This is a genomic window from Formosa sp. A9 (assembly GCF_051200825.1).
Lineage (GTDB): Bacteria > Bacteroidota > Bacteroidia > Flavobacteriales > Flavobacteriaceae > Formosa.
Genome location: NZ_CP195158.1, coordinates 725,452 through 750,252, shown reverse-complemented (window position 1 = coordinate 750,252; position 24,801 = coordinate 725,452). Strand labels below are relative to the sequence as shown.

The window sequence follows — 24,801 nt, the reverse complement described above, 5'->3', positions numbered from 1 at the left end:
AATGAAAAATATATTTAAATCATGGTCTCTAGCAGCTATTACAGGTTTAATGGTGGTTACCACAGCTTGTGATACTGATTTTGAAGAAACCAATACCGACCCTAACAGTCCAACTGAAATTTCTGTTGACTTACAATTAGGATACATAGAAAGAACTTTAGTAAACGAAGTACATAATTATTTCGCTGCTGGAGAATGTGCCTCAGACTGGCCACAACACATCTCTAAGCCTATCTATAACGATGCCGATAGATATTATCCGCGTTTAGGATCTATAAATAACTTCTGGACTATTATGTATGCCTCTGTTATTGCCGATGCTAACGAAATGTATAATTTAGCTGTTGAAGCAGAAAACCCTGCCGTGCAAGGTGCCGCTTTAACCTTACAAGCCATCGCTTACCAATATTTAACCGATGCCTTTGGTAGTATTCCAATGTCTGACGCTATAAAAGGTGAAGAAGGTAACTTTAACGCTACTTACGACTCTCAAGAGCAAGTTTACACGCAAATTTTTGCCATGTTAGACGAAGCTATTGCTAGCTTCCAAGCTGGTGGATCTATAAATGCTGGACAAGATTTAATGTACGGTGGAGACACTTCTAAATGGTTAAAATTAGCTACTTCTATTAAATTTAGAGCTATGATGCGAATTTCTGACACCTCTTTATTTAGTGCTTCAGAATTACAAAGCTTAGTAAATTCTGGTAACTTAATTACCACTAATGCCGATAATGCTTTTATATCTTTCGAAACCATTGCCACTCCTAATGCCAATCCATTCTATGCCATCGTTTTAGACGGTAGAACAGGCGAATGGTGTATGGGCGAGGCTTTAGTAGAGTTTATGAAAACTGCTAACGATCCAAGATTAGCCGTATATGCTAACCCTAACGATTCTGGTGAATACCGCGGTAAGCCTGCTGGTTACATTAACCCAGGTTCTGCTGGTTACGCTACAGGTACTGTGTCTGAAATTGGAGATGCGTTTATGGCTGCTGATGCACCTTTACAAATCATTAATGCTGCACAAGTAAACTTATTGTTAGCTGATGCTGCTGCTAGTGGTTACATTGGCGGTGCTGCTGCAGATTATTTTAGTGCTGGTGTAGCTAGCTCTTTAACACAACACGGTTTATCAGCAACAAGCTTTACTCCTTCTTACCAAGGGCCACAGTCTATTGGTGAGCAATTATGGGTTTCTACATTCATGCAAGGTTACGAAACTTGGGCTGAATGGAGAAGAACTGATATCCCTGGTGATTTACCTTTAGCTGTAGATCCGCAACCAGGTGTAAACAGTATTCCTACAAGATATACCTACCCTAACGACGAAATTTCGTTAAACGCTAGCAATGTAAATGCTGCCTTAGAGGAGCAAAATATTGATGATGCTTTAACTGCTAAAGTTTGGTGGGACGTAAACTAATTTAAAAACAACAAAGATTATGAAAAATTTATTATATATAGCTTTAGTAATGCTAAGCATCCTTGGTTTTACTGCTTGTAACGCAGATGCCGATGTAGATGTAGTTGCTCCAGTGGCAGGTGAAGCTGGAATTATTGTAAACGTATCAACAAACTCTTCAGGAGCCCTTTTGGGTTCTCCTGAAGCAGGAAAAGATTTACCAGATGCAGAAATTACTTTTTCTGACGACTACTTAAACTTAGTTGTAACGCAAACTTCTGGTAATTTCGATGTTGGAAATGTAAACCGTATCGAAATTTATAAAGCTTTAAACGGAGGTGAGCAAGTTAAAGTAGGTGAAACTACAGCATTACCTTATACTTTAACTTACAATTCTATAGACGAGTTTGTTGAAGGTTTAGGTGTACAACCATCAGATTTAAGAATTGGTGATGTATTTGCTTTTATTGTTAAGGTTGTTAAAAACGACGGTGCCGTTTACACTTACAGTGCTAGTATGGGGCGTTTTTCTTTAACGATTAACTGTTCTTACGACTTAACCGGTACTTATACCATGACAAACAATGTTTGTGACAACCCACAAACCGTTACAATTTCTCAAAATTCAGACGGAACATGGTATGCTTCTACAGCAGACGGTGGTTTATTACAATTTTGTTCTAGCAACACAAGTCTTCAAAACGACGGAAGCTTTGCCGTTGGTTGTGGTGGTGTTGTAGATGCTTCTGGTACAGATGGCGGCCCTGGTTATTGTGCTGGTGGTGGTTATGGTATTGGATGTATAGAAGGTGGTACTTGGGACCAAGAAGCAGGTGTATTAGAATTAAACCATTCTAACGCATTCTTTACTTGGGCAGCTGCTGAATATACTTCTAAATATGTAAGACAATAATTTTAGCCGTAGAATTAATATTTAACTTAAAAAATGATGAAAAACATATATAAAACTTTGTTACTATTAACTCTATCTGGCTTTGTATTCACATCTTGTGACGAAGATGCTGGAAACACTGGAGAGTCAATAGTAGACTATACAAAAACAGGAGCGACCGTATCTACTCCTGATAATAACATTACTGTAAGCGAATCAGACGCATATGCTTCTGGAGATGATATTATGATACCTTTTACAGTTACTTTAGCAGAAGCTACTACTGCATCAGCTGTTATTGATTTAGTACAAACTGGTGGTACTGCAGATAGCGACGATTACGCTGTTTCTAATGTAATGATCACACCAGGTAATACTACTGCAACTGGTTATATTGCTATTCACAGCAATGGTTACATTGAAGGTACAGAAACTTTAGAATTAACTGCCAGATCTAGAGCGAACTTTAACATCAACGATTTTGTAATGAACATTACTATTGATGATGATTATGTGAACGACCATTTAGATTTAGATTTAGTATGGGAAGGTTCTTTTACTGGAGAAGTTGGTGATGGTGCAGAATTAACATTAGATTTCTGTACTATGGATTTTGACATCTTAATTTTTGATGAAAATCTTCAAGATACCGGAATTTACGGTGGTGCTACAGGGTCTTGTCCAGAGCATGTAAGCTTATCAGGTTTACCTGACGGACTTTACTACATCGTAGTAGATCTTTACGAGAACCCATTAGCTGCAATTATAAATGCTAACGGTACCATTGGTGTTCCTTTATCTTTATCTTGGGGTCAAGAGTATTTTGATGATGTTGCCGGGAACCTTGTATACAACGGTTTCACAACAGACGATACTTCTGGAACATTCCCAATTGCTACAGTTACTGTAGAAAATGGTTATATGTACACAGTTGCACCTTACTAATTAAAAAGTAAAGTTTTAATTATATCAACAAAAACCACCTCTTTCGAGGTGGTTTTTTTATGCATAAATTTTATAAAATGACAAACATTAAAATTGTACTTTTACAACATGGAAAAAGACACTCAAATTTTTGGTATTCGTGCCGTAATTGAAGCCATTCAGTCGGGCGAAAACATCGATAAAGTATTTGTTCAAAAGGGGTTAAAAGGAGAACAATCGCACGAATTAGAAACTGTTTTACGTAAACAACGGCTTAACGTGTCTTATGTTCCTGTAGAAAAACTTAATAAACTCACACAAAAAAACCATCAGGGTGTCGTTGCCCAAATTGCTCCCATTTCTTTTTACGATTTAGAAGAGTTAGTTTTACAGGTTACAGAATCTGGACAAACGCCTTTATTTTTACTACTAGACCAACTTAGCGATGTGCGCAACTTTGGAGCAATAATACGTACAGCCGAATGCACAGGTGTTCACGGCATTATTATTCAAAAAAAAGGCGGTGCTCCTGTTAACGGCGACACCATTAAAACCAGTGCCGGAGCGGTCTTTAAAATTCCGATTTGCAAAGTAGACCATATTAAAGATGCCTTATTCTATATGCAAGCCTCGGGCATAAAAGTGATTGCAGCCACAGAAAAAACAGACGATTTAATATACGACGTCTCGTTTAAAGAACCGTGTGCAATTATAATGGGTTCGGAAGGAAAAGGTATCAATCCATCGGTTTTAAAATTGGTAGATGCTAAAGCAAAACTACCTTTACTAGGAGACATCGGCTCGCTTAACGTATCGGTTGCTTGTGGTGCTTTTTTATACGAAACTGTAAGACAACGTATCTAATCTTTCGTTTTATTTTCCTTAAAAACATAATGAATTTTAGGTGTTCCTGCGATGCCCTCAAAAGTATCTGTTGTGCTTTTGTTTTCTTCTTCTAAAACATTTTCTGGTAAAGTTTCAATAAAATTACCATCGGCATCAAAATGTCTTAAGAATTCATCATCATCTTCATTATAATCTTCTTTTTCCCAAGCATATTGTTCGGGTTTTGCAATCTGCTTTTTAAAGATTACTGCAAATAAAAGTCCAGTAATTAAACCAGATAAATGGCCTTCCCACGAAATACCTTCTTCAACAGGAAAAACATACCAAACCATACTTCCGTATAAAAATACAACTAACAACGACAAAGCAATTAAACGATAGTGCTTAGCAAATACACCTTTAAAAAATATAAAACTCACCAGAACGTAAATGAGTCCGCTTGCCCCAATATGATATGATGGCCTACCAATGCACCACGTTAAAAAACCAGATAACAACACCCCATAAACCAGTACTTTCCATGCTATTGGCTTATAAAAATAAAATAAAGCCATACTTAACACGAATAACGGAATGGTATTATGGTACAAATGTGTGATATTAGAGTGAATAAAAGGGCTGAAAATAACACCTTGCAAACCACTTAATGTTCTTGGATATATGCCATGGGTGTTCAGAGATATATTCGTTTCAATTTCGAACCAAAACACATACCAAATTACTAAAACAAAAGCCAATGGATAAGCTAAAACCGCGTTGGAGAATTGAAATGGTTCGGTATGTAATTTAGAGTTCATGAGTCTATTAAAACAAATAGTAAACCAATATACTGTTAAATGATAAAATGTCAGTCTAAAAAACAAATAGCTTGCCGCTTTACATCACTGCTCGGTGCCAAATTGTTTTATAAGATGCAAAAAATACAGTAATTTTACATTATGAATGCACCATTAGCAGAGCGATTACGACCACAGACATTAGAAGATTATATCAGTCAGACACATCTTGTCGGGCAAGAAGGCCCTTTGCGTTTACAATTAAAACAAGGCCTGATTTCTTCCATGATTTTTTGGGGACCTCCTGGCACGGGAAAAACTACATTGGCCAATATTGTTGCCCACCAATCTGGCCGTCCGTTTTTTACCTTAAGTGCAATAAATTCTGGAGTAAAAGATATCCGAGAAGTTATAGATAAAGCCAAGAATTCTGGCGGATTATTTACAACCAAACATCCTATTTTATTTATTGATGAAATTCATAGATTTAGTAAATCGCAACAAGATTCGCTGCTGCAAGCTGTAGAAAAAGGATGGGTAACCCTTATAGGTGCCACAACAGAAAACCCAAGTTTTGAAGTTATTCCTGCCCTACTCTCCAGATGCCAAGTGTACATTTTAAAAGCCTTCGAAAAATCTGATTTAGAGCAACTTTTAGAACGTGCAATCGTAACGGACGAACTTCTCGCTAAAAAAAATATTACTCTTAAAGAAACGGCTGCTTTACTACGGCTATCGGGAGGCGATGGCAGAAAGTTACTAAACCTATTTGAACTAATTATAAATACGTTTGAAACTGACGATATTGTTATTACAGATGATGTTGTTCTAAAAAAAATTCAGAATAATACCGCACGATACGACAAAACAGGCGAACAACATTACGACATCATTTCAGCATTTATAAAATCCATACGTGGTAGCGACCCCAATGCAGCTGTGTATTGGCTTGCCAGAATGATTGAAGGTGGCGAAGATGTAAAATTTATTGCCAGACGCCTATTAATTTTAGCTAGCGAAGATATAGGAAATGCCAATCCTACAGCATTGGTTATTGCCAATAATACATTTCAGGCTGTATCGGCCATTGGCTATCCAGAATCCAGAATTACGCTTAGCCAATGCACCACTTACCTAGCCTGTTCGCCTAAAAGTAATTCGGCTTACGAAGCCATTGGCAAAGCCCAACAATTGGTACGTGCTACTGGCGATTTATCGGTACCTTTACACATTCGTAATGCACCAACCAAACTTATGAAGGAATTGGGCTATGGCGAAGACTATAAATACGCCCACAACTACGAGAACAATTTTGCACTACAAGAGTTTCTGCCAGAAGAAATAAAAAACACCAAGCTCTACGAGCCTGGTGCTAATACCAGAGAACAATCTGATCGTAATTTTTTAAAACAACGTTGGAAAGGCAAATACGGGTACTAAAACTTATTAATAACCGTTATTAATGATAAATTTACTGTCATCCCGAACTTGTTTCGGGGTCTCATAATAAAATGCTAATTTACAAACAACATGAGATGCTGAATCTAGTTCAGCATGACGACAACAAAGTATTATGTCTAAACGGGCAATCGATTAAAACTTAATGTTTAATGTTTTTGTTTTAAGTGCATCGCCTTCATAATATTCTAAGACCCAAGCATCACCATCCTTACGCACCATAGCTTGCTGACCTTCTACCAGAAAGACATCCTTTGTATTGGTCTGTTTTAATTTATAAACGACTTTAGGTGTACTATCTACCAACTGGTATCCGTTAGTGATGGCCTGCGCATATAATATTTGGGAGGCATCGGTTTGTACAGGTGTTGTATTGGCTACCGTATTAGCAACTACCGGAGTTGCAGCCACTGGAGCAGCTACCGGAGCGACAGGTGGTGCTACTTGTTGGACAGTGTTTAAACTGCCATCGTATTGATGATCAAGCTCGGCAACAGATTCGAAAGCTTCGCGTAACGCCAACTGATAGGCTTTTTCGAATTCCTTTTCTTTGGTAGAACCTATTTTTGAAGAAAACACCAACTGGTTTTTACAGTCTTTTAACTCTACTTTTAATTTCGTGGTAAATAAACTCGATTCGTTTAACACATTAGAGCGTAAAGCTAAACAGCCATTTGCATTTAAATCGGCTGGCATATCGCTATCTTCCATTAGCGCTACAAATCCGTATTTATTAAACAAAAACTCTGTTAAAGCGTTTAATTTATATTGGTTTTCTTCCTTTAAAAACCCAAAAGTCTTTGGAACTATAACGTACTTATAAGCATTTAAATTTGTTTGCGCAAAACTGCTTACCGCAAAGGCCAAGCACATTAGTAAACATAATTTTTTCATTGTTATTTAGTTTTTTGTAAATATAATTAAGTTTTATTTGATTGCAGACAAGTCGCAAGAATCATTTAATATTTAGCACGATATAAAATTGTTTATAAATGATTTTTTAACTCTATCAGCTTTTGAATTTGTGGAACTTTTAAATGATTATCCGCAGTACTTTCACTAAAATAAATAACACCAAAGCCCAGAGCCACTGCTCCCTCAATATCGGCTTCAAAATTATCGCCAATCATAACACTCTGTTCAACCGTAGTGTTTGCTAAATTAAGGGCATAGTTAAAAATATCGCGATGTGGCTTTTTAACACCTGCCATTTCGGAATTCGTAACGGTTTTAAAATACTGAGCAATATTAGAACTGCTCAATTTTAAATGTTGCACCTCGTTAAAACCATTGGTTATAATATGAAGATTGTATTTGGGTTGTAAATAATCTAGCACCGTAACGGTATCTTCAAACAAATGGTTAAACGACGTTATGTGTTGTATATACGCCTCGGATAACTTTAAAATCATCGGCTTAGAAACATCTATATTTAAAATCTTAAAAGTATCGTTAAGTCGTCCAAAACGCAGTGCTTCCTTATCGACTTCGCCTAATCTATAACGTTTCCAATACGTGGTATTGATAGCTTTATACACATCTAAAAACTCAGGCAGATTAATAGGTAATGCATGTAATTGAAATATTTTATGGAAAGTTAATGCCGAATTGGTTTCGAAATCCCATAAGGTATGGTCTAAGTCGAAAAACACATCGGTAATTTTTGATTTAGTCATCGGCAGAATCTAAAATAATATTAAACAGCTCTTTAAAATCTTTCCAGCGCCCCAAGCCACTTAACGTATAATTATGAAATACCGGTATAAACTCGCCGTTAACGTATTTAACTTCGTTAATTAAACTTTGTAAGGTTTCCTTTTTGTCTAATAACGAATTGTATTTTAGTAAAGCAGAATCGATAACATGATATGGATTTACTTTCAATGGCGTTTGTATTTCGTAATCTAAATCGTAAAAGAAAAACGGTGTACAGGTACCAGCCCTAAAGCCTAAGTGGTTTACATACCCCATGGTATAATCGTCTTGCACTTCTAATTCTATCAGGTTGCGATAAAATTCGGGTAAATTCAATTTCGAAAACGAATTTCTAGATTGCGCTAAAGAGGTATTAATTATGCCTTCCATACGCTGTTTTTCGGTTTTTAAGATATTCGCGTCTTCAATAGCAAAATACGACACTTTTAGACCGACCTTACTGTAATCGGCCATCGATTTAATTAAAGACACATAGTCTTTTCTGTGTACGCTTACCCCTTTATCGTAAGTCGAATAATCGCCAATTAAAAAGAAAAAATAAAATTTAAATTTAGTGTTCTTCTGGCGGTTTATAATGTATTTAAAAGTATCGTAGGGATCACGTTTTACTCCAAAAAGCACCATAAATTTGTAATAGATCTTTTTAAGCTTAAGCCCTAGTAAATCTTTAATTGTACCGCCAAACGTACGCATTAAGCCTTTCAGCTTAAAGTTATAAGGAGAAGGCACATCTATTATAGGCTTTATACGGTAACTGCGTTCTGGAAATTCGAATTCTGGATAATGCGTTTGCAACACACGCTTAAATTTATAAGCCCAAATATCGACAACTGGCTGATTTAAAAACTGATATTTATACGCTAAGCTTTCGGTAGCCACATAACGTCCAAATTCGTCTTTAACATGTGGCAAATACTCTTCGTAGCGGCTAAGCAAATAAAAAGCAGCTGCAAAGATATCGTAAGGCATGGCACTTTTATCGCCATTAAAAAAGAAGCATTTTGTGTTTTCCCATTGCTGTACGTTTAAATCGATATCGGATAAGCCTTGCTCGAAAAGTAAATCGTGGCTTCGCACAAAAACCTCGTCTCCCAAAGGCTGTTTCGTATACGACATTTTTAAGCTGTCGTGCGCAATAAATTCTTCTATTTTTGAAGTAAAAGCTACAGGAACTCCTAAAATACGAGTACAAATATGTTTAAACGAAAATTTTAAACGTGGCGTAATTTTATGGGTATAAACTAAAAGCACAGATAGAATTTAAAACCCTAAAAGTAATGAATTATAACCGGATGAAAACAGTTTCTTTCGCAAAGTCGCTATAAAATACCTTGATCGGCAAAGCTAAAATATTGATGCTCGGTAACAATAACATGATCGAGTACTTTTATATCTAAACTTTGCGACGCTGTTTTTAGTTTTTGAGTAATTTGTTGGTCTGCCTGACTTGGCTTTAAAGTACCAGACGGATGATTATGCACTAAAATTAAGGCCGTTGCGCCAACTTCCAACGCCGTTTTTAAGGTTAACCGAACATCTACCAAAGTTCCTGTAATACCTCCTTTACTAAGCTGTTGCTGTTTTATAATTGCATTCGCGTTATTTAAATATAAAATCCAAAACTCTTCGTGGGGCAATTCACCTAAAAGCGGTTGCATGACTTCAAACACACTAGTAGACGATGTAATTTTTGTACGATCTACCTTATCTTCGCTACGCCTGCGTCTGCCCAATTCCATTGCTGCCGCGATGGTAATGGCCTTAGCCTCCCCAATGCCATTAAACGTCATAAGTTGTGCGACAGACAATTTACCTAGTGCGCTTAAATTATTATCTACACTCCCCAAAATGCGCTTACACAAACCAACCGCACTTTCTGTTCGGTTGCCAGAACCTATTAAAATAGCCACCAACTCGGCATCGCTTAATGCCGAACGCCCTTTGTAAAGTAATTTTTCTCTGGGCTGATCGTCTTGAGACCAATTCTTAATAGAAAATGACATCTTTTTTTCTGACATACGATAAATATAATTATTGTAAATTTCAGAAACAATTAAATCTGCTAATTATGAGATCTTTACTAGACCAATCGGCATCCGATTCCATAGCCGAAAGACTATCAAATTTAACCCCTTCTACAACCGCACAATGGGGCAAAATGGATGTTGCACAAATGCTAAAACATTGCCAGGGTCCATTAAATGTAGCTTTAGAGCACGTTACGCTGCAAACTAAACTGGGGTTCTTTCAGAAGTTAATGATGAAACTGTACAAACCTTTACTCTATAACGACAAACCTTGGAAACACGGTTTACCAACCGCTAAAGAATTCGTTATCAACACTCCTGTAGATTTTAATCCCGAAAAGGAAAAACTCACAGCTCTTATTAACGAATTTACAACAAAAAAAGACACGACTAATTGGCCTGAGCATCCGCTTTTTGGTTACTTTACACCACAACAATGGGGACAAATGCAATACAAACATTTAGACCATCATTTAACTCAATTTGGCGTATAACCTAAACTATAACTCACGTGCCTTATCCTCCAGAAATATATCAAGAACACAATACATCTGTACTCGTAGAAATTGTTAATCGTTACCCCTTGGCCACTTTAATTTCGATAGAAAATAATCAACCTTTTATTACACATGTGCCCTTAATTTACAACAACGGTAAGCTTATAGGACATATCGATAAAGACAATCCTCAGGCTAAATTATTAACGAACAACAATCCCGTTACTGCAATTTTTTCTGGGCCAGACAGCTACATTTCCCCGAGTTTATTTGCAAGAGAACAATTACCAACTTGGAACTACATAAAAGTACACCTAACAGGTAAGGCTAATGCAATTACAAATACCGAGCAGATTAAAAATACGATGGTAGAAATGACTTCTTTTTTAGAATCTCCCGACCACAAATACATTTTAGATGCAAACGATGTTAAAATGAATCAGTTTATCAACTATGTTGTTGGTTTTGAAATTGAAATTACACACTGGGAAGGTAAGTTTAAAATATCGCAAGACAAATCGGACACCGAGAAACAAATTGCAAAACAGCAGCTACTCAGTAAAACACATCAATCCATAGAAGCCACTGTGCAAACCTTAATAAATGTAAAACACTAAACCATGAAACCATTAAAAAAAGAAGATATCAACCAAAAAGTATTTGATTTATATGATGATTACGCTCATAATAAATTATCTAGACGAAAGTTTATTGAGAAGCTTTCTGCTTTTGCGGTTGGCGGTATTACCGTATCTGCCCTACTGAGTTTTATTTCTCCAAATTATTTGGATACTGTGCTTATAGCTGCAAACGACCCCAAATTAGATACCGAGTATATTTATTATAATTCTCCACAAGGTGGCGGACGCATCAAAGGGCAGCTGAGTCGACCAAAAAACACACAAGAAAAACTGCCTGGAGTAATAGTTGTTCACGAAAACAGAGGATTAAACCCATATATTGAAGACGTTGGCCGACGAACAGCTTTAGAAGGTTTTATAAGTTTAGCACCTGATGCCCTGACGCCTCTAGGTGGATATCCTGGTAACGACGACGAAGGTAGAGCTTTACAAAAACAGAGGGATAGAAACGACATGTTAGAAGACTTCATTGCTGCATTTAATTATTTAAAAAACCACGAAAACTGCAACGGACATATAGGCGTGGTTGGCTTTTGTTTTGGAGGTTGGATTTCTAACATGATGGCTGTTAAGGTTCCTAACCTTAAAGCTGCTGTGCCGTTTTATGGTAGTGCTCCATCAACAGAAGAAGTCGCTACCATTAACGCGCCGCTATTACTACATTTTGCTGAATTAGATACCCGAGTAAATGACGGATGGCCAGCTTACGAAACCGCTTTAAAAGCCAATAATAAAGCGTATACGGCTCACCTATATCCAAATGTTAACCATGGCTTTCACAACAATACAACTCCCCGATACGACGACCCTGCAGCAACTTTGGCTTGGCAACGCACAATCTCCTTTTTTAAAGAGAATTTACAATAAGACTATTTAACCATCTAAGTAAAAACCTTTAAAAAACTGTATATTTAGTATTTCCAAACCTAGTTTATAAAAAAGAATGCATTTTAAAAATTTTATTATCGCGCTTTGTTTCTGCATGGTAATGGCTGGAATGTCTTTTAATTTACATGCTCAGCAAACCACTACTGAAACTTCAGAAACCGATTCCCTTGCTGTTAAGCCTAAGGCCATTCCTTTAATTAATATTATACAAGAAGTAGAACAAACCAACAGTAGTTTAAAACTGATTCAGCGTAAAATAAAACGGCCAAGCAATATTGCTAAAATAGATTCTTTACTTCCCCTTTACGCCAACTTTTTAAACGACGAGGGTATTCTTATAGATAACTTCACAAAAGCTAACCCTAATATTCAAAAGATAAATAATGTTTCGGTAAAGTGGAATGGTTATCTGAATTTCCTAAACCAATGGATGGATGACATTAACGATCTTGAAGAACGAAATTCATTACTTATTGAAGACATTAACTTTAAAGACAAAGTTTGGAAATTAAGCTACGAAAATGCTGTAAACAACAACGCCCCAACAGAAGTTCTTGCATCGATAAAAGAAACTATGGAGCGTGTAGCGCAAACCAAAAAAGAGATTCTGGATAATAATAACTACTACATTACTTTAGAGTCTAAAATAAACACGCAAACTAATTATGTAGAAGACGTTATTGATGATATTAAATCCTTAAAAAATTCGGAGGTTTACGATTTACTTTATTTAAGACATCCCCCAATTTGGAAAACTAAATTCGACACCAAATTAGCAAGTAATTTTGATCAGGAAGAACATGCCATAGTTGGTAAAATTTCTAACATGTACAAATTGGCCCAGAACGAAAAAAGCGGTATTGTTCTGTTTGTTTTTTATCTTATAATAACCATTTTATTGTTTAGATATTTTAAACGTGGGTTCGAGAAACATCCTTTTAACGACACTGGAGAAATCGTTTTGACTGCAAAAAACTTAATTATCAATCAAAATGTATTGTGCATAACATTTATGTCTTTACTTTTTGCACAATTATATTTTACAACACTGCCTAAAATAGTTGGCGACGTCATCACGCTTTTAGCCATTATGGTAGCAGTGCCTATTATTATGCCGTTAATGTCTAAACGGTTTAAAAACATCTTATATTTTGTGGTTTTATTTTACATCCTTAATTCTGCTAAATCCTATTTTTGGTTCGCATCGTTGGGTTACCGCTTATATATTTTGTTAGAAGCTATAATTGTTATCGCGATACTGTACCACTATACCCATCCGTTTTTTAAAACCATTAAACAATTTAAAGACGGTTTCAACTGGTTACTTATTAGGCTTACTCCTGTTATTTATGTCTTAAGCATTATCTCCATTCTATCAAATATTTTTGGTTACACCAATCTAACAGATATCACCCTTAAAATAAGTACCCAAAGTGGTATTATCACCATTTTGTTTTACAGTTTTACCTTAATTATAAACGGTATTGCCATAAGCATTATACACAGACATTTTACAGTAAAAGCCACTTATAGCCCTTTGGAGCGTGCCAGTATAGAAAATAAAACGCTTAAAGTTATTAGATGGTGCATGTACTTTTTATGGGGTATTTTTTTCTTGGCCATGATAGATGTGTTAAGACCGGTGACCGAATTTTTAACCGATGTATTTACAGAACCCTACAAAATGGGAAGTTTGACCTTTACGTTGGGAGAAATCTTTTCGTTTATCATTACCTTACTTATTGCTTTTGTTTTAACCCGATTAATTAGCTTTTTAATAAACGACGATGATGGTGTTTTACGATTTTTGAAGCTTCCTAAAGGTATTCCCGCTGCCGTATCGTTGGTTATTAGGTATTTTATAATAGGGTTTGGGATTGTTTTGGCACTATCGTCTTTAGGTATCGATTTAAGTAAATTCAACCTCATGGCAGGCGCATTAGGTTTAGGTATTGGTTTTGGTTTACAAACAGTAGTATCTAACTTTATCTCTGGTATTATTTTAGTGTTCGAACGCCCTATTTTACCTGGCGACACGGTTGAAGTAAACAACCTTTTAGGCACCGTTAACCGCATTGGTGTTAGATCGTCTAGCATTAGCACTTTTGATGGCGCCGAAGTTGTAGTACCCAATAACAACCTCATCTCTAACGATCTTATAAACTGGACACTCTCTAACAATACCAAACGTGTAGAAATTCTTGTAGGTACCAGTTACGATTCGGATCCCAACCGGATTTTAGAAATTTTAACAGAAGTTGCCACCAATCATCAATACACACTGCAAGATCCTGCACCAAGAGCGCTGTTTAACGATTTTGGCGATAGTTCTCTAAATTTCAGATTACTGTTTTGGGTGCATTACGAATTCGGGCTTCAATCGAAAAGCGACGTATCTATAGCCATTTATAACCGATTTAAAGCTGAAGGTATAGAAATTCCGTTCCCACAACGCGATTTAAATGTTAGAAACGTACCCGAAGATGTTTTTAGAATACCAAATACACCTGTCCCGTTAAATACACCAGACCAAAATCCACTGGATAAAACCATGGAAAAGCCATTTGTGCAACCTTTAAAAACAGATGTTAATTCTGATGATACTTCGGAAAAACCGCCCCACGATGACAATGCAGGAAAAACTTAAAGCGTATTGAATTTTGCCGATAAAGTATTAGTGTATAAAGGCTTTTACTTCCTCAAAATCCAAACCGCCGTAATTTCCAGAACTCATTAACAGCAACGCAGAACTTTCGAAATTTTGAGTTCTTAAAAACGCTTTAAAATCTGCTGGGTCTGTATAAATAATTAAATCGTCGCGCTCGAAAGCCAATGCAATCTGGTCTTTGGTTACAGGCTCTAGTTTTTTAATGTCTACTGCATGTGGCGAATAAAACACGACCGCAACATCGGCTGCATTTAGAGCTCCCTTATATTCTTTTAAAAACTCGGCATTTAAGCTACTGTAAGTATGTAGCTCTAAACAAGCTACCAAAGTACGTGATTCGTATTGCGCTTTTACAGCTTGTGTAGTGGCAGCGACTTTGCTTGGAGAGTGTGCAAAATCTTTGTAAGCTACACTTGTTGCGCTTTCCGCTATTTTTTCTAAACGCTTACTTGCGCCCTTAAACGAAGCTATAGCTTCATAAAAATCGTCTTCATCAACACCCATATGCTGACAAATCCACTTGGCTCCTGCTAAATTATTTAAATTATGTGCCCCAAAAACTTCTATTGGCAATAGTCCTTCTGGAGTTTCTAATAGGGTTTCTCCATCTTCAACAGTATATTCAGGAGTATAATAAGGCAATTTTCTAATCGGATTTTCTGACGCTTCAACAACACGTTTTACAGCTTCATCTTCGGCATTATAAGTAATGCTTCCGCCCTTTACAATACTATCTACAAATATTTTAAACTGTACTTCATAATTATCGTAAGTCGGAAAAACATTTATATGATCCCAAGCAATACCACTCAACAAAGCAATATTAGGTTTATATAAATGAAATTTAGGACGTCTGTCTATTGGCGAACTTAAATACTCGTCGCCTTCCAACACCATAAAATCGTTATCTTCGGTTAGTTTTACCATAACATCAAACCCGTCTAACTGCGCACCCACCATATAATCGACATCGCGATCGTGATAGTGCATTACATGTAAAATCATAGACGTAATCGTGGTCTTGCCATGACTCCCGCCAATAACTACACGTGTTTTATGTTTAGATTGTTCGTACAAAAATTCTGGATACGAATAAATTTTAAGCCCTAATTCCTGAGCCTTCAACAATTCTGGGTTATCGGCTTTGGCATGCATACCTAAAACCACCGCATCTAATGCATCAGTGATTTTTTCTGGAAACCATCCAAAAGATTCTGGTAACAAACCTTTATTTTTTAAGCGAGATTTTGAAGGTTCAAAAATTTCGTCGTCGCTTCCTGTTACGCGATACCCTTTATCTTGTAGTGCTAATGCTAAATTATGCATGGCGCTTCCACCAATGGCAATAAAATGTACGTTCATAAACTTATTTTGAAGATTGTAAATATACAGGTTTACGCGGTGTTTTTAATGCATTTCGCTTTCAATCTGCGCTATTTTATCCAGAAAACTCGTATCATCCAAAGTTTGAAATGCCGACTGAAGCACTGCTTTAGCAGCTGCATTTTCTCCATTTTTTAAATAAAAATCGGCCAAAGTATTGAAACAGGTTTTAGATTGCCCAAGGTTTAAAGCCGTTTTGTAATGCTGTTCCGCCAGATTGATGTTGACTTCTTTTTCGTATATAAAACCTTTAGCCAAATGGCCATCTACGCGAGAAATAGCTTCTAGCTCATCGGCATAATGTAGTGCTTTATCTGTGCTTCCGCCAAAAATACCAGGTAATTCCATATAAAGCTTAACCAACGCCCAACGCGTATCGATATGCTGAGCATCTAAACTGGCTGCTTTTAAAAAGGCATCTTTAGCATCAAACACCAAGGGTAAGGCCTGCCATTTACTCCCTGACAAGGCTTTCATAGCTTTAGCACCGCCATACTTATAATGATATTGAGCTACATGGGGTTTTTCTTCGACCAAAACGGAATACTGAGCTATCGCCTCGCCCCACAATTGCTGATGCGCATAAGCATCGCCCAACAACTCTATGGCTTCATAATTATTAAAAGATGTGTTAGCCGATAAGGTTTCAACAACATTGGCATATTGCTCGGTTTCGAAATAATGCTGTGCCACGTTTAAATACGATTGCGAAAATCCTATTTGAACAACACCACATATAGTTAAAACAAAAACACTTGCAATACGTTTCATATTACAAAAATACAGTTTCTCCCTTAACGTCTAACCATTTGACCCCAGACTATTGAATTTCCAACTAAAACCAATTAAAAAATATTGCTGAAGCAAATTACTCTCGCTATCTTGAATATAATCTTGATTAACCACACGACGGGCATTGGTGTTTTGATTTAAGATATCGTAAGCTTTGAGGGTAACATAAGCACTATCGTTTAGCAAGGCATACGATAAAGTACTGTTCCAGAACCATGCGCTTTTTTGAAATCCGTCGGAAATATTAGAGTTATAACTATAATTTATATTATTTCTCCACTCGAACCCTTTAAGCATATAAGTGGCTGTATTTAATCGTAATCGATGGATGGTAAACTGGGTATCTTCAAACGTATCTATACTATATGTTCCCTTAGAAAATTGCGCCGAATAAGAAGTTTCTATCTCGAAAACATCGGGCATTTCGTAAACTACGCCACACGAAGGCTCGAGAGCGCGCACCGTGCTCGTGTATTGTACATCGTTATTAAAATTAACATTATGTTGCAAGGCAGGACGCGCCCCTACCACTAATCTTAATGAAGTAATAGAATCTAAATTAATTTTTTTTGACGCATTAAGCCTGACGTCTAAATTATAATTCCCATCGACATTTACATAGGTAGATCGTTTTACCAAATTCTCATCTATTACAGATTTTCTAACTACATTATTATCCAATAAAGTTAAATTCGCATAACCGAAAAAGCCAAAGCCTTTATTGTAATTTGTAGTATTAAAACGAGCATGCACTCTATGATTTTGTGTCATCTCTAATGCTGGATTTCCTTGAATAATGTGTAGCGGATTGCTAATATCTACATACGGTTGTAACTGAGAAATACTAGGCGCCTCGTTTCGTAAACGGTATTGCACACGAACAGACATTTTAGACTTTACACGATACCCAAAGGTAGAACTGAGTTTTATTTGCGAAAAGTCCTGATTAAAATTCAATTCTGGACGGAGGGCATCTTTAGACGACAGTTGAATAAAATCGTATCCCAACTCGGTTCTAAAATACCATTTATCGCCATTATATCTCAGTCCTAATTCTGGTGTTGCGGTAACATTTTCATTTTCGAAATCTGTACTCTGGTCGAAATTAAAATCTGTATAATCTTGATTGGATTCGTTATAATCGAAGGTTGATAATTTACTTGTTGTTGTTCTGGAATTGTAATCGTATTCGGCATCTAACATCAGTTTCTCTGCAATAAGCGGCACACGAAATCTAACTTCGGATCCTAATTGATGCTGAGATTGTTTACCATCTTCGAACTGGTTTCTAATCTCGTCGCTTGGTGTATCGCCATAATAGTTAGTTTCTGATTCCAAAAATTTATCGGAATCGCTCGCGCTAAAATGAGCGTTCATTCTAAATCTTACAAATCCACCTTGTTTACCTATACGCTTTGTGGTTGCCAAATCTCCCGAAAATTGCTGCGCTGTATTATCCTCGCTAATACGACTAACAGATTGGTTGCTTAACTCCCGATCTTCATTAAAAGACTGTTCTTCGCTAAACCATTCTTCGGTACTTGAATTGGCTTCAAACCTTGGCCTAATGGTTAACAAAACAGTAGAATCTAATTCGGTTTCGTAGTTCAAATTTACTTTATGGCTTTGGTTGGTCACGAAGTTAGTTGACTGCTCGGAGGTATAGTATTTAGAATCTGGCAGAAAAATTTCTTTATCTATTTTCTGTCTTTCATCGGAATCGCTTCGAGCATAAAAATAATCGCCATTAAACTCGTTGTCTTTTGATGGCGAATCGGTGTAATTGGCACCAATATTTTTTGAAGTTACAATACCATTACCTCTGCCCGAACTGTATTCTCTACTTCCGCCTCTACCAAAAGTGTCGTTAAGTTCCGAATTGCTAAAACCCGGTGCATTAATATTATTACCTCCTGCCAAAACACTTAACCGTTTATCGCCCTTAAACTGATTGTATATTCCAGACATTTCGTAACGTTCATCGGTACCACCCGCAGCAGAAAGTCTGCCAAATCGGCCTTTATTCTTATCTTCGTCTATTGTTAAATTTATAGTTTTGTTTTCTTGTTCTCCAGCCTCACCAACAAAGGCTTGATCTTTGGTTTTGGTATCGACGATCTGTATTTTTTTTATAATGTCTTTAGTTAAATTTCGAGTAGCTATAGTAGGATCGTCTCCAAAAAACGATTTACCATTAACCAAAACGTTATCTACAGCCACACCATTTACCGTTATAACGCCATCTTGATCTATTTCTACGCCCGGCAGTACTTTTAATACGTCTTCTACATTAGCATCTTTTTTAGTTTTAAAAGAATTCACATTATACTCCAATGTATCTCGTTTAAATGTAATAGGTGCAGTAGATTTTATAACAACCTCATCTAATGCATTATCTTGGGCTTCTAAAAATAATGTGGGAAGTTTTATGTCTTTAGATGAAACTTCAATGACTTTAGCATAGGTTTTATATCCCAAATACGACATAAAAATGTTTAATCTATCTTCGGATGTTTTTCCTTCTATATGAAATACGCCTTTAGCATCGGTTATCCCATAAGCCACCAAAGTACTATCCTGAATTCGCTGTAAATACACTGTTGCGGCTTCTAAGGGTTCGTTAACATCGCGAGCCAACAGCTGCCCTGAAATTTCGAACGTTTTAGATTGTGAATACGCTGTACCAAAGGCAATTGTTAATAACAGCATTATAAAATATTTCATAAAAAACGAAAACTAAAAATTAATAGCATTGCACCTTTATTGTAACAACAATAAAAGCATTTAAAACTTTGACTGTAAATTTGACAAAAAGTTTAATAGCTTATAAAAAAACAACCCTGCCTTTTATAAAAAGACAGGGTTTATTGTTAAAAATATTGATATTTACTATTTTATTTTTTACGCATATACACACTAATTGGCACACCTTTAAAATCGAAATGCTCTCGGAGTTTATTTTCTAGAAAACGTTTATAAGGCTCTTTTACATACTGCGGCAAATTACAAAAAAATGCAAACTGTGGCTGTGGCGTAGGCAATTGTGTAATGAATTTAATTTTCACATATTTTGCTTTATAGGCTGGCGGCGGATAATTTTCGATTATCGGCAATAAGACCTCGTTAAGCACACTGGTTTTTATTTTTTTAGCTCTGTTTTGGTACACTTCTACAGCAGTTTCTATAGCTTTAAAAATACGCTGCTTGTTTAGTACCGAAATAAACACAATAGGCACATCTGTAAAAGGTTCTATTTCCTTACGGATGCGTTTTTCGTATTCTTTAGCCGAGTTGGTTTCTTTCTCTACAAGATCCCATTTATTTACCAAAATAACGATTCCTTTACGGTTACGCTCTGCCAACCAAAAAATATTCTGTACTTGACCATCAAAACCACGTGTAGCATCTAAAATCAAAATACACACATCGCTATGTTCTATAGCACGTACACTACGCATTACCGAATAGAACTCTAAATCTTCTTTAACTTTAGATTTACGACGGATTCCCGCGGTATCTACCAAATTAAATTCAAATCCAAATCGGTTGTATTTCGTATCTATAGCATCGCGAGTTGTTCCTGCAATATCCGTTACAATGTAACGATCTTCGCCAATTAAGGCATTAATAAACGACGATTTTCCTGCATTTGGCCGTCCTACTACTGCAAAACGTGGTAATTCTTCGGCTTCCTCCTCTTCTTCTTGTTCTGGTAATGCCTCTACAATTGCATCTAACAAATCGCCTGTTCCACTACCGTTTATACTTGCAATGGTATAATATTCGCCCAAACCTAAGGCATAGAACTCAACAGCATCTTCAGCACGTTTCGCGTTATCTACTTTATTAACAACCAAAAACACTGGTTTTGTAACCTTGCGTAATAACCGTGCAACATCTTCGTCCATACCCGTTACGCCTGTTTCGACATCTACCATAAAAATAATGGCATCGGCTTCATCTATAGCCAATTCTACTTGCTTATCGATTTCGGCTTCAAAAACATCGTCGCTTCCTTTTACATAACCACCGGTATCGATTAACGAAAACTCCCTTCCGTTCCAATCACTTTTACCGTAATGTCTATCTCTTGTAACTCCGCTAACGGCATCTACAATAGCTTCGCGACGTTGAATTAAACGATTAAAAAATGTTGATTTTCCAACATTTGGTCTTCCTACTATAGCTACTATACTACTCATATCCTTATAATTGTCTGCAAAGGTAGTGTTTACAAGTTTAAGAAAAAACTGTATTTTAACGCTTTCTATAAAGATTTAAAAAAACATGATTTTAGATAACGACATTGTGCTTAGACCACGATTTAACATGGTTTTAAATACGACTAACAGCGCTGCTTTACAACGCTTTGAAACCATGAAAACCCAACAGTCTGATTTTGTTATTTCTCGTGTAGACGATCATGTTTTTATACGTATTCCCAAGCACAAACAACACTTTTGGTCGCCACAATTGCATTTAGAAATTAACGCTATAGACGAAAAAAGTTGTAAACTTTATGGCTTGTTTGGCCCTAACCCAACCGTTTGGACCTTATTTATATTTTTACACTTTATGGTGATTTTAATTTTTATTGGATTTGCCATTTGGGGCTATTCCAATTGGGTATTAAACAACTGTTATTCGCTACAATTAACTGTTTGTATTGGCATGATTATACTTTGGTTTGTACTGTACTTTATTGGTCGCACAGGCCGATTTAAAGGAAAAAAAGACATGCTGTTGTTACATCAATTTATGAAAAACACACTAGACCTTTAAACTTATTTTTGATTATACCCAAAGCGACGTAACTGGTTGGTGTTTGTACGCCAATTCTTATTTACTTTCACATATAACTCTATGTGAATTTGTTTTCCAAAAAAAGTTTCCAAATCCTTTCTAGCTTCAACACCTACACGTTTTAAAGCTGCGCCTTTATGGCCTATTATAATGCCTTTTTGAGTATCGCGCTCTACCATAATTACAGAGCGTACACGTATAATATCGTCTTCTTCTAAAAACTCTTCGGTATCAACTTCTACAGCATATGGAATCTCCTTTTTGTAATGCAATAGAATTTTTTCGCGTATGGTTTCGTTTATAAAAAAACGCTCAGGTTTATCGGTTAATTGGTCTTTTGGATAAAATGGTGGCGACACTGGTAACAAATCTATAATTCTGGTAAATACTTCGGAAACATTAAACCCTTCTAATGCCGAGATAGGATATATTTCTGCATTTGGCACTTTAGCTTGCCAAAGCTGCACTTGGGTTTCTAATTGTTCCTGATCGGACTTATCGATTTTATTAAGTAATAATAAAACAGGGATTTTAGCATTTGTAATTTTATTAAAAAAGGCTTCGTCTTTTAGTTCGGTTTCTCCTATTTCTACCATATACACTAAAATATCTGCATCTTCGAAAGCCGATTTTACAAAATCCATCATCGATGTTTGTAATTCGTAAGCGGGTTTAATAATACCTGGCGTATCCGATAAAATCACTTGAAAATCATCGCCATTTACAATCCCCAAAATACGATGTCGGGTTGTTTGTGCCTTAGATGTGATTATGGATAATTTTTCGCCTACAAAGGCATTCATTAAGGTAGATTTTCCCACATTTGGGTTACCTATAATATTTACAAAACCTGCTTTATGACTCATAGTACTTCGTATTAAACCGTTGCAAAGTTACACTATTAAATTCGCTTTTACACAAAGCCTACAACCACTAAAGTGCATAAAATAAAAAAAGCGACCAAGAAGGTATCTTAATCGCTTTAAATTTTAAATTGATAGCGGAATTACATCCCCACTAAACTTAATGCTTTTTTAAGAATGTCTGGGTTACTAGAAATCCAATTCATTAATTTTTGTGTAAGTTCTGGGTTATCCATTACATACTTCATTAAATTTCCTTTAGCACCTGGGTTTTTAGTTAAAAAATCGGTAACCTTAGCTTGTGTATCTGGGTTAGATTTTAAGTATTCTGTCGCTTGACGTCTTAACGGAGAATCTTCATCTACTAATGCTTCTTTTACTTTAGCTTGAGCATCTGGATTGTTTAAAAAATAAGATTTCATTTGGTCTGCACTCATGTCTGACACTGCAGAACTTGTAACATCGCTTGCCGCCGACTTCGAAGAATGGCATCCTGTAAAGCTTGCAACTCCTAGAGCTAAAGCCATTAATACAACTGTTTTTTTCATAATTTAAGTGATTTAATGATTAATATGATTTTAGTAAAAATACTTCTTTTGTCTTAGTTAAAACTAAAACAAAACCCTTAATTATTTTTTTCTAGCATCTGTAGATACATTTGCTCTACTTTTGTTCTTGCCCATGGGGTACGGCGTAAAAATTTTAAACTCGATTTTATAGACGGGTCGTGTGTAAAACAACGAATATTAATAGTGTAGCCCATATATTCCCAACCATAATGTGCCTGAAGCTCCATTAAAATCTGCTCTAATTTCACACCATGTAAGGGATTATTTGGTTGACTAGCCATATTCTACCTCCTTCTTTCCCGAGATCTACGCCCAGAGTTTGACGAGTTACTTTTGTTTGAACTTCTATCACCTGTTTTTGCTCTTGGATTTCTACTTCTAGAGCGTCCTTGACTTTGATTAATAGGTTCGGTTGAAGCATTCGGATCGGGTTCAAAACCTTCAACAATTTCTACAGGAATTTTTATACCTATTAATTTTTGAATATCTCTTAAAAAAGTGGTTTCGTCTGCACTTACCAGCGATATGGCTTCCCCACTAGCTCCAGCTCTACCAGTTCTACCAATACGATGCACATAATCTTCTGAAATATTAGGTATTTCAAAATTAATAACGTGTGGTAACAAAGGGATATCTAACCCACGTGCTGCAATATCTGTTGCAACCATAACGCGTATGCTTCCATCTTTAAAACCAGCTAAAGCTTTTGTTCTAGCACCCTGGCTTTTATTTCCATGAATAGCTGCAGCTGTTATCCCTGCCGCAATCAACTTTTTTGTTAAATTATTAGCACCATGTTTTGTTCTAGTAAAAACTAAAACTTGTTTCCAATTTCCATCGGAAATTAACTTTATAATTAATCCTATTTTCTTTCCCTTAGCAACGCGATATACTTTTTGTTGAATAACATCTACTGTACTATTTTCCGGTGTCGCTTCAACATGAACAGGCTGATTTAAAATACCATGAGCCAGCTTTTTAATGTCTTTAGAAAACGTTGCCGAAAACATTAAATTCTGACGTTGTGCAGGTATTAGGGTCATTATTTTTTCTATATCTCTAAGAAAGCCCATATCTAACATACGGTCGGCTTCGTCTAGAACAAATATTTCTACTTGCTTTAATGATAATAATCCTTGGTTGCACAAATCTAATAATCTACCAGGAGTTGCTACTAATACATCGACACCTTGTCGTAATTGAGCAGCTTGTGGTTTCTGATTTACACCACCAAAAATAACGGCAGAGCGTAAATCTAAAAATTCGCTATATTCTTTTACATTATCGTAAATCTGAGCGGCTAATTCTCGAGTTGGAGTAAGTATTAATGCCCGTACAGGTCGCCGTTTTTGAGTCGTCTGTTCAGACAAAATTTGTAATAAGGGCAAAGTAAACCCTGCTGTTTTTCCTGTTCCGGTTTGGGCCGAAGCCAAAACATCTTTACCTTCTAAAATTGGCGGGATAGCTTTTTGTTGAATGGGTGAAGGTGTGTTGTATCCTTTTTTATTGATTGCTTTCAATAAGGCATCAGATAAGCCTAGTGAATTAAATGACATAAATTATAATTGCAAAAGATAACATTGTGTTTATAATATCATCTTTAATGAAGTTGCAAAAGTACGCTTATTTTTTGCCTTCTCTCTTTTTTCA

General features: G+C 36.2%; 23 protein-coding genes. 10 read left to right on the top strand and 13 right to left on the bottom strand.

Annotation, left to right across the window (positions count from 1 at the left end):
* Position 1 precedes the first annotated feature (1 nt).
* The 4 genes from ACR9EA_RS03155 (at position 2) to rlmB (ending at position 4,088) form a co-directional block, all read left to right on the top strand.
* Positions 2-1,429, top strand: a complete 1,428-nt coding sequence (locus tag ACR9EA_RS03155; protein ID WP_435137413.1) for a SusD/RagB family nutrient-binding outer membrane lipoprotein — start codon at positions 2-4, stop codon at positions 1,427-1,429.
* Positions 1,430-1,448: 19 nt separating this feature from the next.
* Positions 1,449-2,321 carry a hypothetical protein gene (locus tag ACR9EA_RS03150; RefSeq protein ID WP_435137410.1) on the top strand — a complete coding sequence of 291 codons (873 nt, stop codon included), beginning with the start codon at positions 1,449-1,451 and terminating at the stop codon, positions 2,319-2,321.
* Between the two features lie 33 nt (positions 2,322-2,354).
* On the top strand, positions 2,355-3,245 hold the full coding sequence (locus ACR9EA_RS03145) for a hypothetical protein (RefSeq protein ID WP_435137407.1): 891 nt from the start codon (positions 2,355-2,357) through the stop codon (positions 3,243-3,245).
* A 108-nt stretch (positions 3,246-3,353) separates the two neighbouring features.
* Positions 3,354-4,088, top strand: coding sequence for a 23S rRNA (guanosine(2251)-2'-O)-methyltransferase RlmB (rlmB, locus tag ACR9EA_RS03140; protein WP_435137404.1), 735 nt, complete (start codon positions 3,354-3,356; stop codon positions 4,086-4,088).
* Here rlmB and ACR9EA_RS03135 read toward each other — a convergent pair.
* On the bottom strand, positions 4,085-4,867 hold the full coding sequence (locus tag ACR9EA_RS03135; RefSeq protein ID WP_435137401.1) for a rhomboid family intramembrane serine protease: 783 nt from the start codon (positions 4,865-4,867) through the stop codon (positions 4,085-4,087). The genes rlmB and ACR9EA_RS03135 overlap by 4 nt on opposite strands.
* Before the next feature lie 141 nt (positions 4,868-5,008).
* On the opposite strand from ACR9EA_RS03135, the gene ACR9EA_RS03130 reads away from it, so the two are divergent.
* Positions 5,009-6,286 (top strand): replication-associated recombination protein A, encoded by a 1,278-nt coding sequence (locus ACR9EA_RS03130; protein ID WP_435137398.1) that lies wholly within the window; start codon positions 5,009-5,011, stop codon positions 6,284-6,286.
* Positions 6,287-6,439: 153 nt separating this feature from the next.
* Here the strand turns inward: ACR9EA_RS03130 and ACR9EA_RS03125 are convergent, their stop codons facing one another.
* The 4 genes from ACR9EA_RS03125 to radC all read right to left on the bottom strand — a co-directional run bounded on the left by ACR9EA_RS03125 (position 6,440) and on the right by radC (position 10,038).
* Complete coding sequence (locus tag ACR9EA_RS03125) at positions 6,440-7,198, bottom strand: hypothetical protein (protein WP_435137396.1); 759 nt, start codon at positions 7,196-7,198, stop codon at positions 6,440-6,442.
* Between the two features lie 92 nt (positions 7,199-7,290).
* Complete coding sequence (locus ACR9EA_RS03120) at positions 7,291-7,980, bottom strand: YjjG family noncanonical pyrimidine nucleotidase (protein ID WP_435137393.1); 690 nt, start codon at positions 7,978-7,980, stop codon at positions 7,291-7,293.
* Positions 7,973-9,271, bottom strand: a complete 1,299-nt coding sequence (locus ACR9EA_RS03115; RefSeq protein ID WP_435137391.1) for a polysaccharide deacetylase family protein — start codon at positions 9,269-9,271, stop codon at positions 7,973-7,975. The genes ACR9EA_RS03120 and ACR9EA_RS03115 overlap by 8 nt, the downstream gene beginning before the upstream one ends.
* A 68-nt stretch (positions 9,272-9,339) precedes the next feature.
* The gene (radC, locus tag ACR9EA_RS03110) at positions 9,340-10,038 is read right to left on the bottom strand and encodes a RadC family protein (protein WP_435137388.1); all 699 of its coding nucleotides are present in this window, start codon (positions 10,036-10,038) and stop codon (positions 9,340-9,342) included.
* A gap of 50 nt (positions 10,039-10,088) precedes the next feature.
* Here radC and ACR9EA_RS03105 point away from each other — a divergent pair, with 50 nt between their 5' ends.
* The 4 genes from ACR9EA_RS03105 to ACR9EA_RS03090 all read left to right on the top strand — a co-directional run bounded on the left by ACR9EA_RS03105 (position 10,089) and on the right by ACR9EA_RS03090 (position 14,720).
* The gene (locus ACR9EA_RS03105; protein ID WP_435137385.1) at positions 10,089-10,541 is read left to right on the top strand and encodes a DUF1569 domain-containing protein; all 453 of its coding nucleotides are present in this window, start codon (positions 10,089-10,091) and stop codon (positions 10,539-10,541) included.
* Positions 10,542-10,558: 17 nt separating this feature from the next.
* A complete protein-coding gene (locus tag ACR9EA_RS03100; protein ID WP_435137382.1) occupies positions 10,559-11,161 on the top strand; it encodes an FMN-binding negative transcriptional regulator in 603 nt (200 codons plus the stop codon).
* Positions 11,162-11,164: 3 nt separating this feature from the next.
* Positions 11,165-12,052: a dienelactone hydrolase family protein gene (locus ACR9EA_RS03095; protein WP_435137379.1), complete on the top strand. Its 888-nt coding sequence runs from the start codon at positions 11,165-11,167 to the stop codon at positions 12,050-12,052.
* 76 nt (positions 12,053-12,128) lie between these two features.
* Positions 12,129-14,720: a mechanosensitive ion channel family protein gene (locus ACR9EA_RS03090; RefSeq protein ID WP_435137376.1), complete on the top strand. Its 2,592-nt coding sequence runs from the start codon at positions 12,129-12,131 to the stop codon at positions 14,718-14,720.
* Positions 14,721-14,747: 27 nt separating this feature from the next.
* Here ACR9EA_RS03090 and ACR9EA_RS03085 read toward each other — a convergent pair whose 3' ends face one another.
* The 4 genes from ACR9EA_RS03085 to der form a co-directional block, all read right to left on the bottom strand.
* On the bottom strand, positions 14,748-16,103 hold the full coding sequence (locus ACR9EA_RS03085; RefSeq protein WP_435137373.1) for a UDP-N-acetylmuramate--L-alanine ligase: 1,356 nt from the start codon (positions 16,101-16,103) through the stop codon (positions 14,748-14,750).
* 45 nt (positions 16,104-16,148) lie between these two features.
* Positions 16,149-16,895, bottom strand: coding sequence for a tetratricopeptide repeat protein (locus ACR9EA_RS03080; protein ID WP_435137371.1), 747 nt, complete (start codon positions 16,893-16,895; stop codon positions 16,149-16,151).
* A gap of 30 nt (positions 16,896-16,925) precedes the next feature.
* Positions 16,926-19,625, bottom strand: a complete 2,700-nt coding sequence (locus ACR9EA_RS03075; RefSeq protein ID WP_435137368.1) for an outer membrane beta-barrel protein — start codon at positions 19,623-19,625, stop codon at positions 16,926-16,928.
* A 185-nt stretch (positions 19,626-19,810) separates the two neighbouring features.
* A complete protein-coding gene (gene der, locus ACR9EA_RS03070; RefSeq protein WP_435137365.1) occupies positions 19,811-21,118 on the bottom strand; it encodes a ribosome biogenesis GTPase Der in 1,308 nt (435 codons plus the stop codon).
* An 85-nt stretch (positions 21,119-21,203) separates the two neighbouring features.
* Between der and ACR9EA_RS03065 the strand changes: the two genes are divergently transcribed.
* Positions 21,204-21,698, top strand: a complete 495-nt coding sequence (locus tag ACR9EA_RS03065) for a GTP-binding protein (RefSeq protein WP_435137362.1) — start codon at positions 21,204-21,206, stop codon at positions 21,696-21,698.
* 2 nt (positions 21,699-21,700) lie between these two features.
* Here ACR9EA_RS03065 and era read toward each other — a convergent pair whose 3' ends face one another.
* The 4 genes from era to ACR9EA_RS03045 form a co-directional block, all read right to left on the bottom strand.
* Entirely contained in the window at positions 21,701-22,585 is an 885-nt protein-coding gene (gene era / locus ACR9EA_RS03060) for a GTPase Era (protein WP_435137359.1), read from the bottom strand.
* A 140-nt stretch (positions 22,586-22,725) separates the two neighbouring features.
* Positions 22,726-23,130 carry a hypothetical protein gene (locus ACR9EA_RS03055; protein WP_435137356.1) on the bottom strand — a complete coding sequence of 135 codons (405 nt, stop codon included), beginning with the start codon at positions 23,128-23,130 and terminating at the stop codon, positions 22,726-22,728.
* Between the two features lie 77 nt (positions 23,131-23,207).
* Complete coding sequence (locus ACR9EA_RS03050) at positions 23,208-23,432, bottom strand: VF530 family DNA-binding protein (RefSeq protein ID WP_435137353.1); 225 nt, start codon at positions 23,430-23,432, stop codon at positions 23,208-23,210.
* Between the two features lie 3 nt (positions 23,433-23,435).
* A complete protein-coding gene (locus ACR9EA_RS03045; protein WP_435137350.1) occupies positions 23,436-24,707 on the bottom strand; it encodes a DEAD/DEAH box helicase in 1,272 nt (423 codons plus the stop codon).
* Positions 24,708-24,801: the final 94 nt, after the last annotated feature.

Bases quoted from the DNA above. Each gene is read 5' to 3' on its own strand.
- ACR9EA_RS03080 (WP_435137371.1), bottom strand. From the start codon at position 16,895: ATGAAACGTATTGCAAGTGTTTTTGTTTTAACTATATGTGGTGTTGTT.
- ACR9EA_RS03085 (WP_435137373.1), bottom strand. From the start codon at position 16,103: ATGAACGTACATTTTATTGCCATTGGTGGAAGCGCCATGCATAATTTA.
- radC (WP_435137388.1), bottom strand. From the start codon at position 10,038: ATGTCAGAAAAAAAGATGTCATTTTCTATTAAGAATTGGTCTCAAGAC.
- ACR9EA_RS03045 (WP_435137350.1), bottom strand. From the start codon at position 24,707: ATGTCATTTAATTCACTAGGCTTATCTGATGCCTTATTGAAAGCAATC.
- ACR9EA_RS03075 (WP_435137368.1), bottom strand. From the start codon at position 19,625: ATGCTGTTATTAACAATTGCCTTTGGTACAGCGTATTCACAATCTAAA.
- ACR9EA_RS03055 (WP_435137356.1), bottom strand. From the start codon at position 23,130: ATGAAAAAAACAGTTGTATTAATGGCTTTAGCTCTAGGAGTTGCAAGC.
- ACR9EA_RS03135 (WP_435137401.1), bottom strand. From the start codon at position 4,867: ATGAACTCTAAATTACATACCGAACCATTTCAATTCTCCAACGCGGTT.
- ACR9EA_RS03095 (WP_435137379.1), top strand. From the start codon at position 11,165: ATGAAACCATTAAAAAAAGAAGATATCAACCAAAAAGTATTTGATTTA.
- ACR9EA_RS03125 (WP_435137396.1), bottom strand. From the start codon at position 7,198: ATGAAAAAATTATGTTTACTAATGTGCTTGGCCTTTGCGGTAAGCAGT.
- ACR9EA_RS03105 (WP_435137385.1), top strand. From the start codon at position 10,089: ATGAGATCTTTACTAGACCAATCGGCATCCGATTCCATAGCCGAAAGA.
- era (WP_435137359.1), bottom strand. From the start codon at position 22,585: ATGAGTCATAAAGCAGGTTTTGTAAATATTATAGGTAACCCAAATGTG.
- ACR9EA_RS03050 (WP_435137353.1), bottom strand. From the start codon at position 23,432: ATGGCTAGTCAACCAAATAATCCCTTACATGGTGTGAAATTAGAGCAG.
- ACR9EA_RS03155 (WP_435137413.1), top strand. From the start codon at position 2: ATGAAAAATATATTTAAATCATGGTCTCTAGCAGCTATTACAGGTTTA.
- der (WP_435137365.1), bottom strand. From the start codon at position 21,118: ATGAGTAGTATAGTAGCTATAGTAGGAAGACCAAATGTTGGAAAATCA.
- ACR9EA_RS03065 (WP_435137362.1), top strand. From the start codon at position 21,204: ATGATTTTAGATAACGACATTGTGCTTAGACCACGATTTAACATGGTT.
- ACR9EA_RS03145 (WP_435137407.1), top strand. From the start codon at position 2,355: ATGATGAAAAACATATATAAAACTTTGTTACTATTAACTCTATCTGGC.
- ACR9EA_RS03120 (WP_435137393.1), bottom strand. From the start codon at position 7,980: ATGACTAAATCAAAAATTACCGATGTGTTTTTCGACTTAGACCATACC.
- ACR9EA_RS03090 (WP_435137376.1), top strand. From the start codon at position 12,129: ATGCATTTTAAAAATTTTATTATCGCGCTTTGTTTCTGCATGGTAATG.
- ACR9EA_RS03130 (WP_435137398.1), top strand. From the start codon at position 5,009: ATGAATGCACCATTAGCAGAGCGATTACGACCACAGACATTAGAAGAT.
- rlmB (WP_435137404.1), top strand. From the start codon at position 3,354: ATGGAAAAAGACACTCAAATTTTTGGTATTCGTGCCGTAATTGAAGCC.
- ACR9EA_RS03150 (WP_435137410.1), top strand. From the start codon at position 1,449: ATGAAAAATTTATTATATATAGCTTTAGTAATGCTAAGCATCCTTGGT.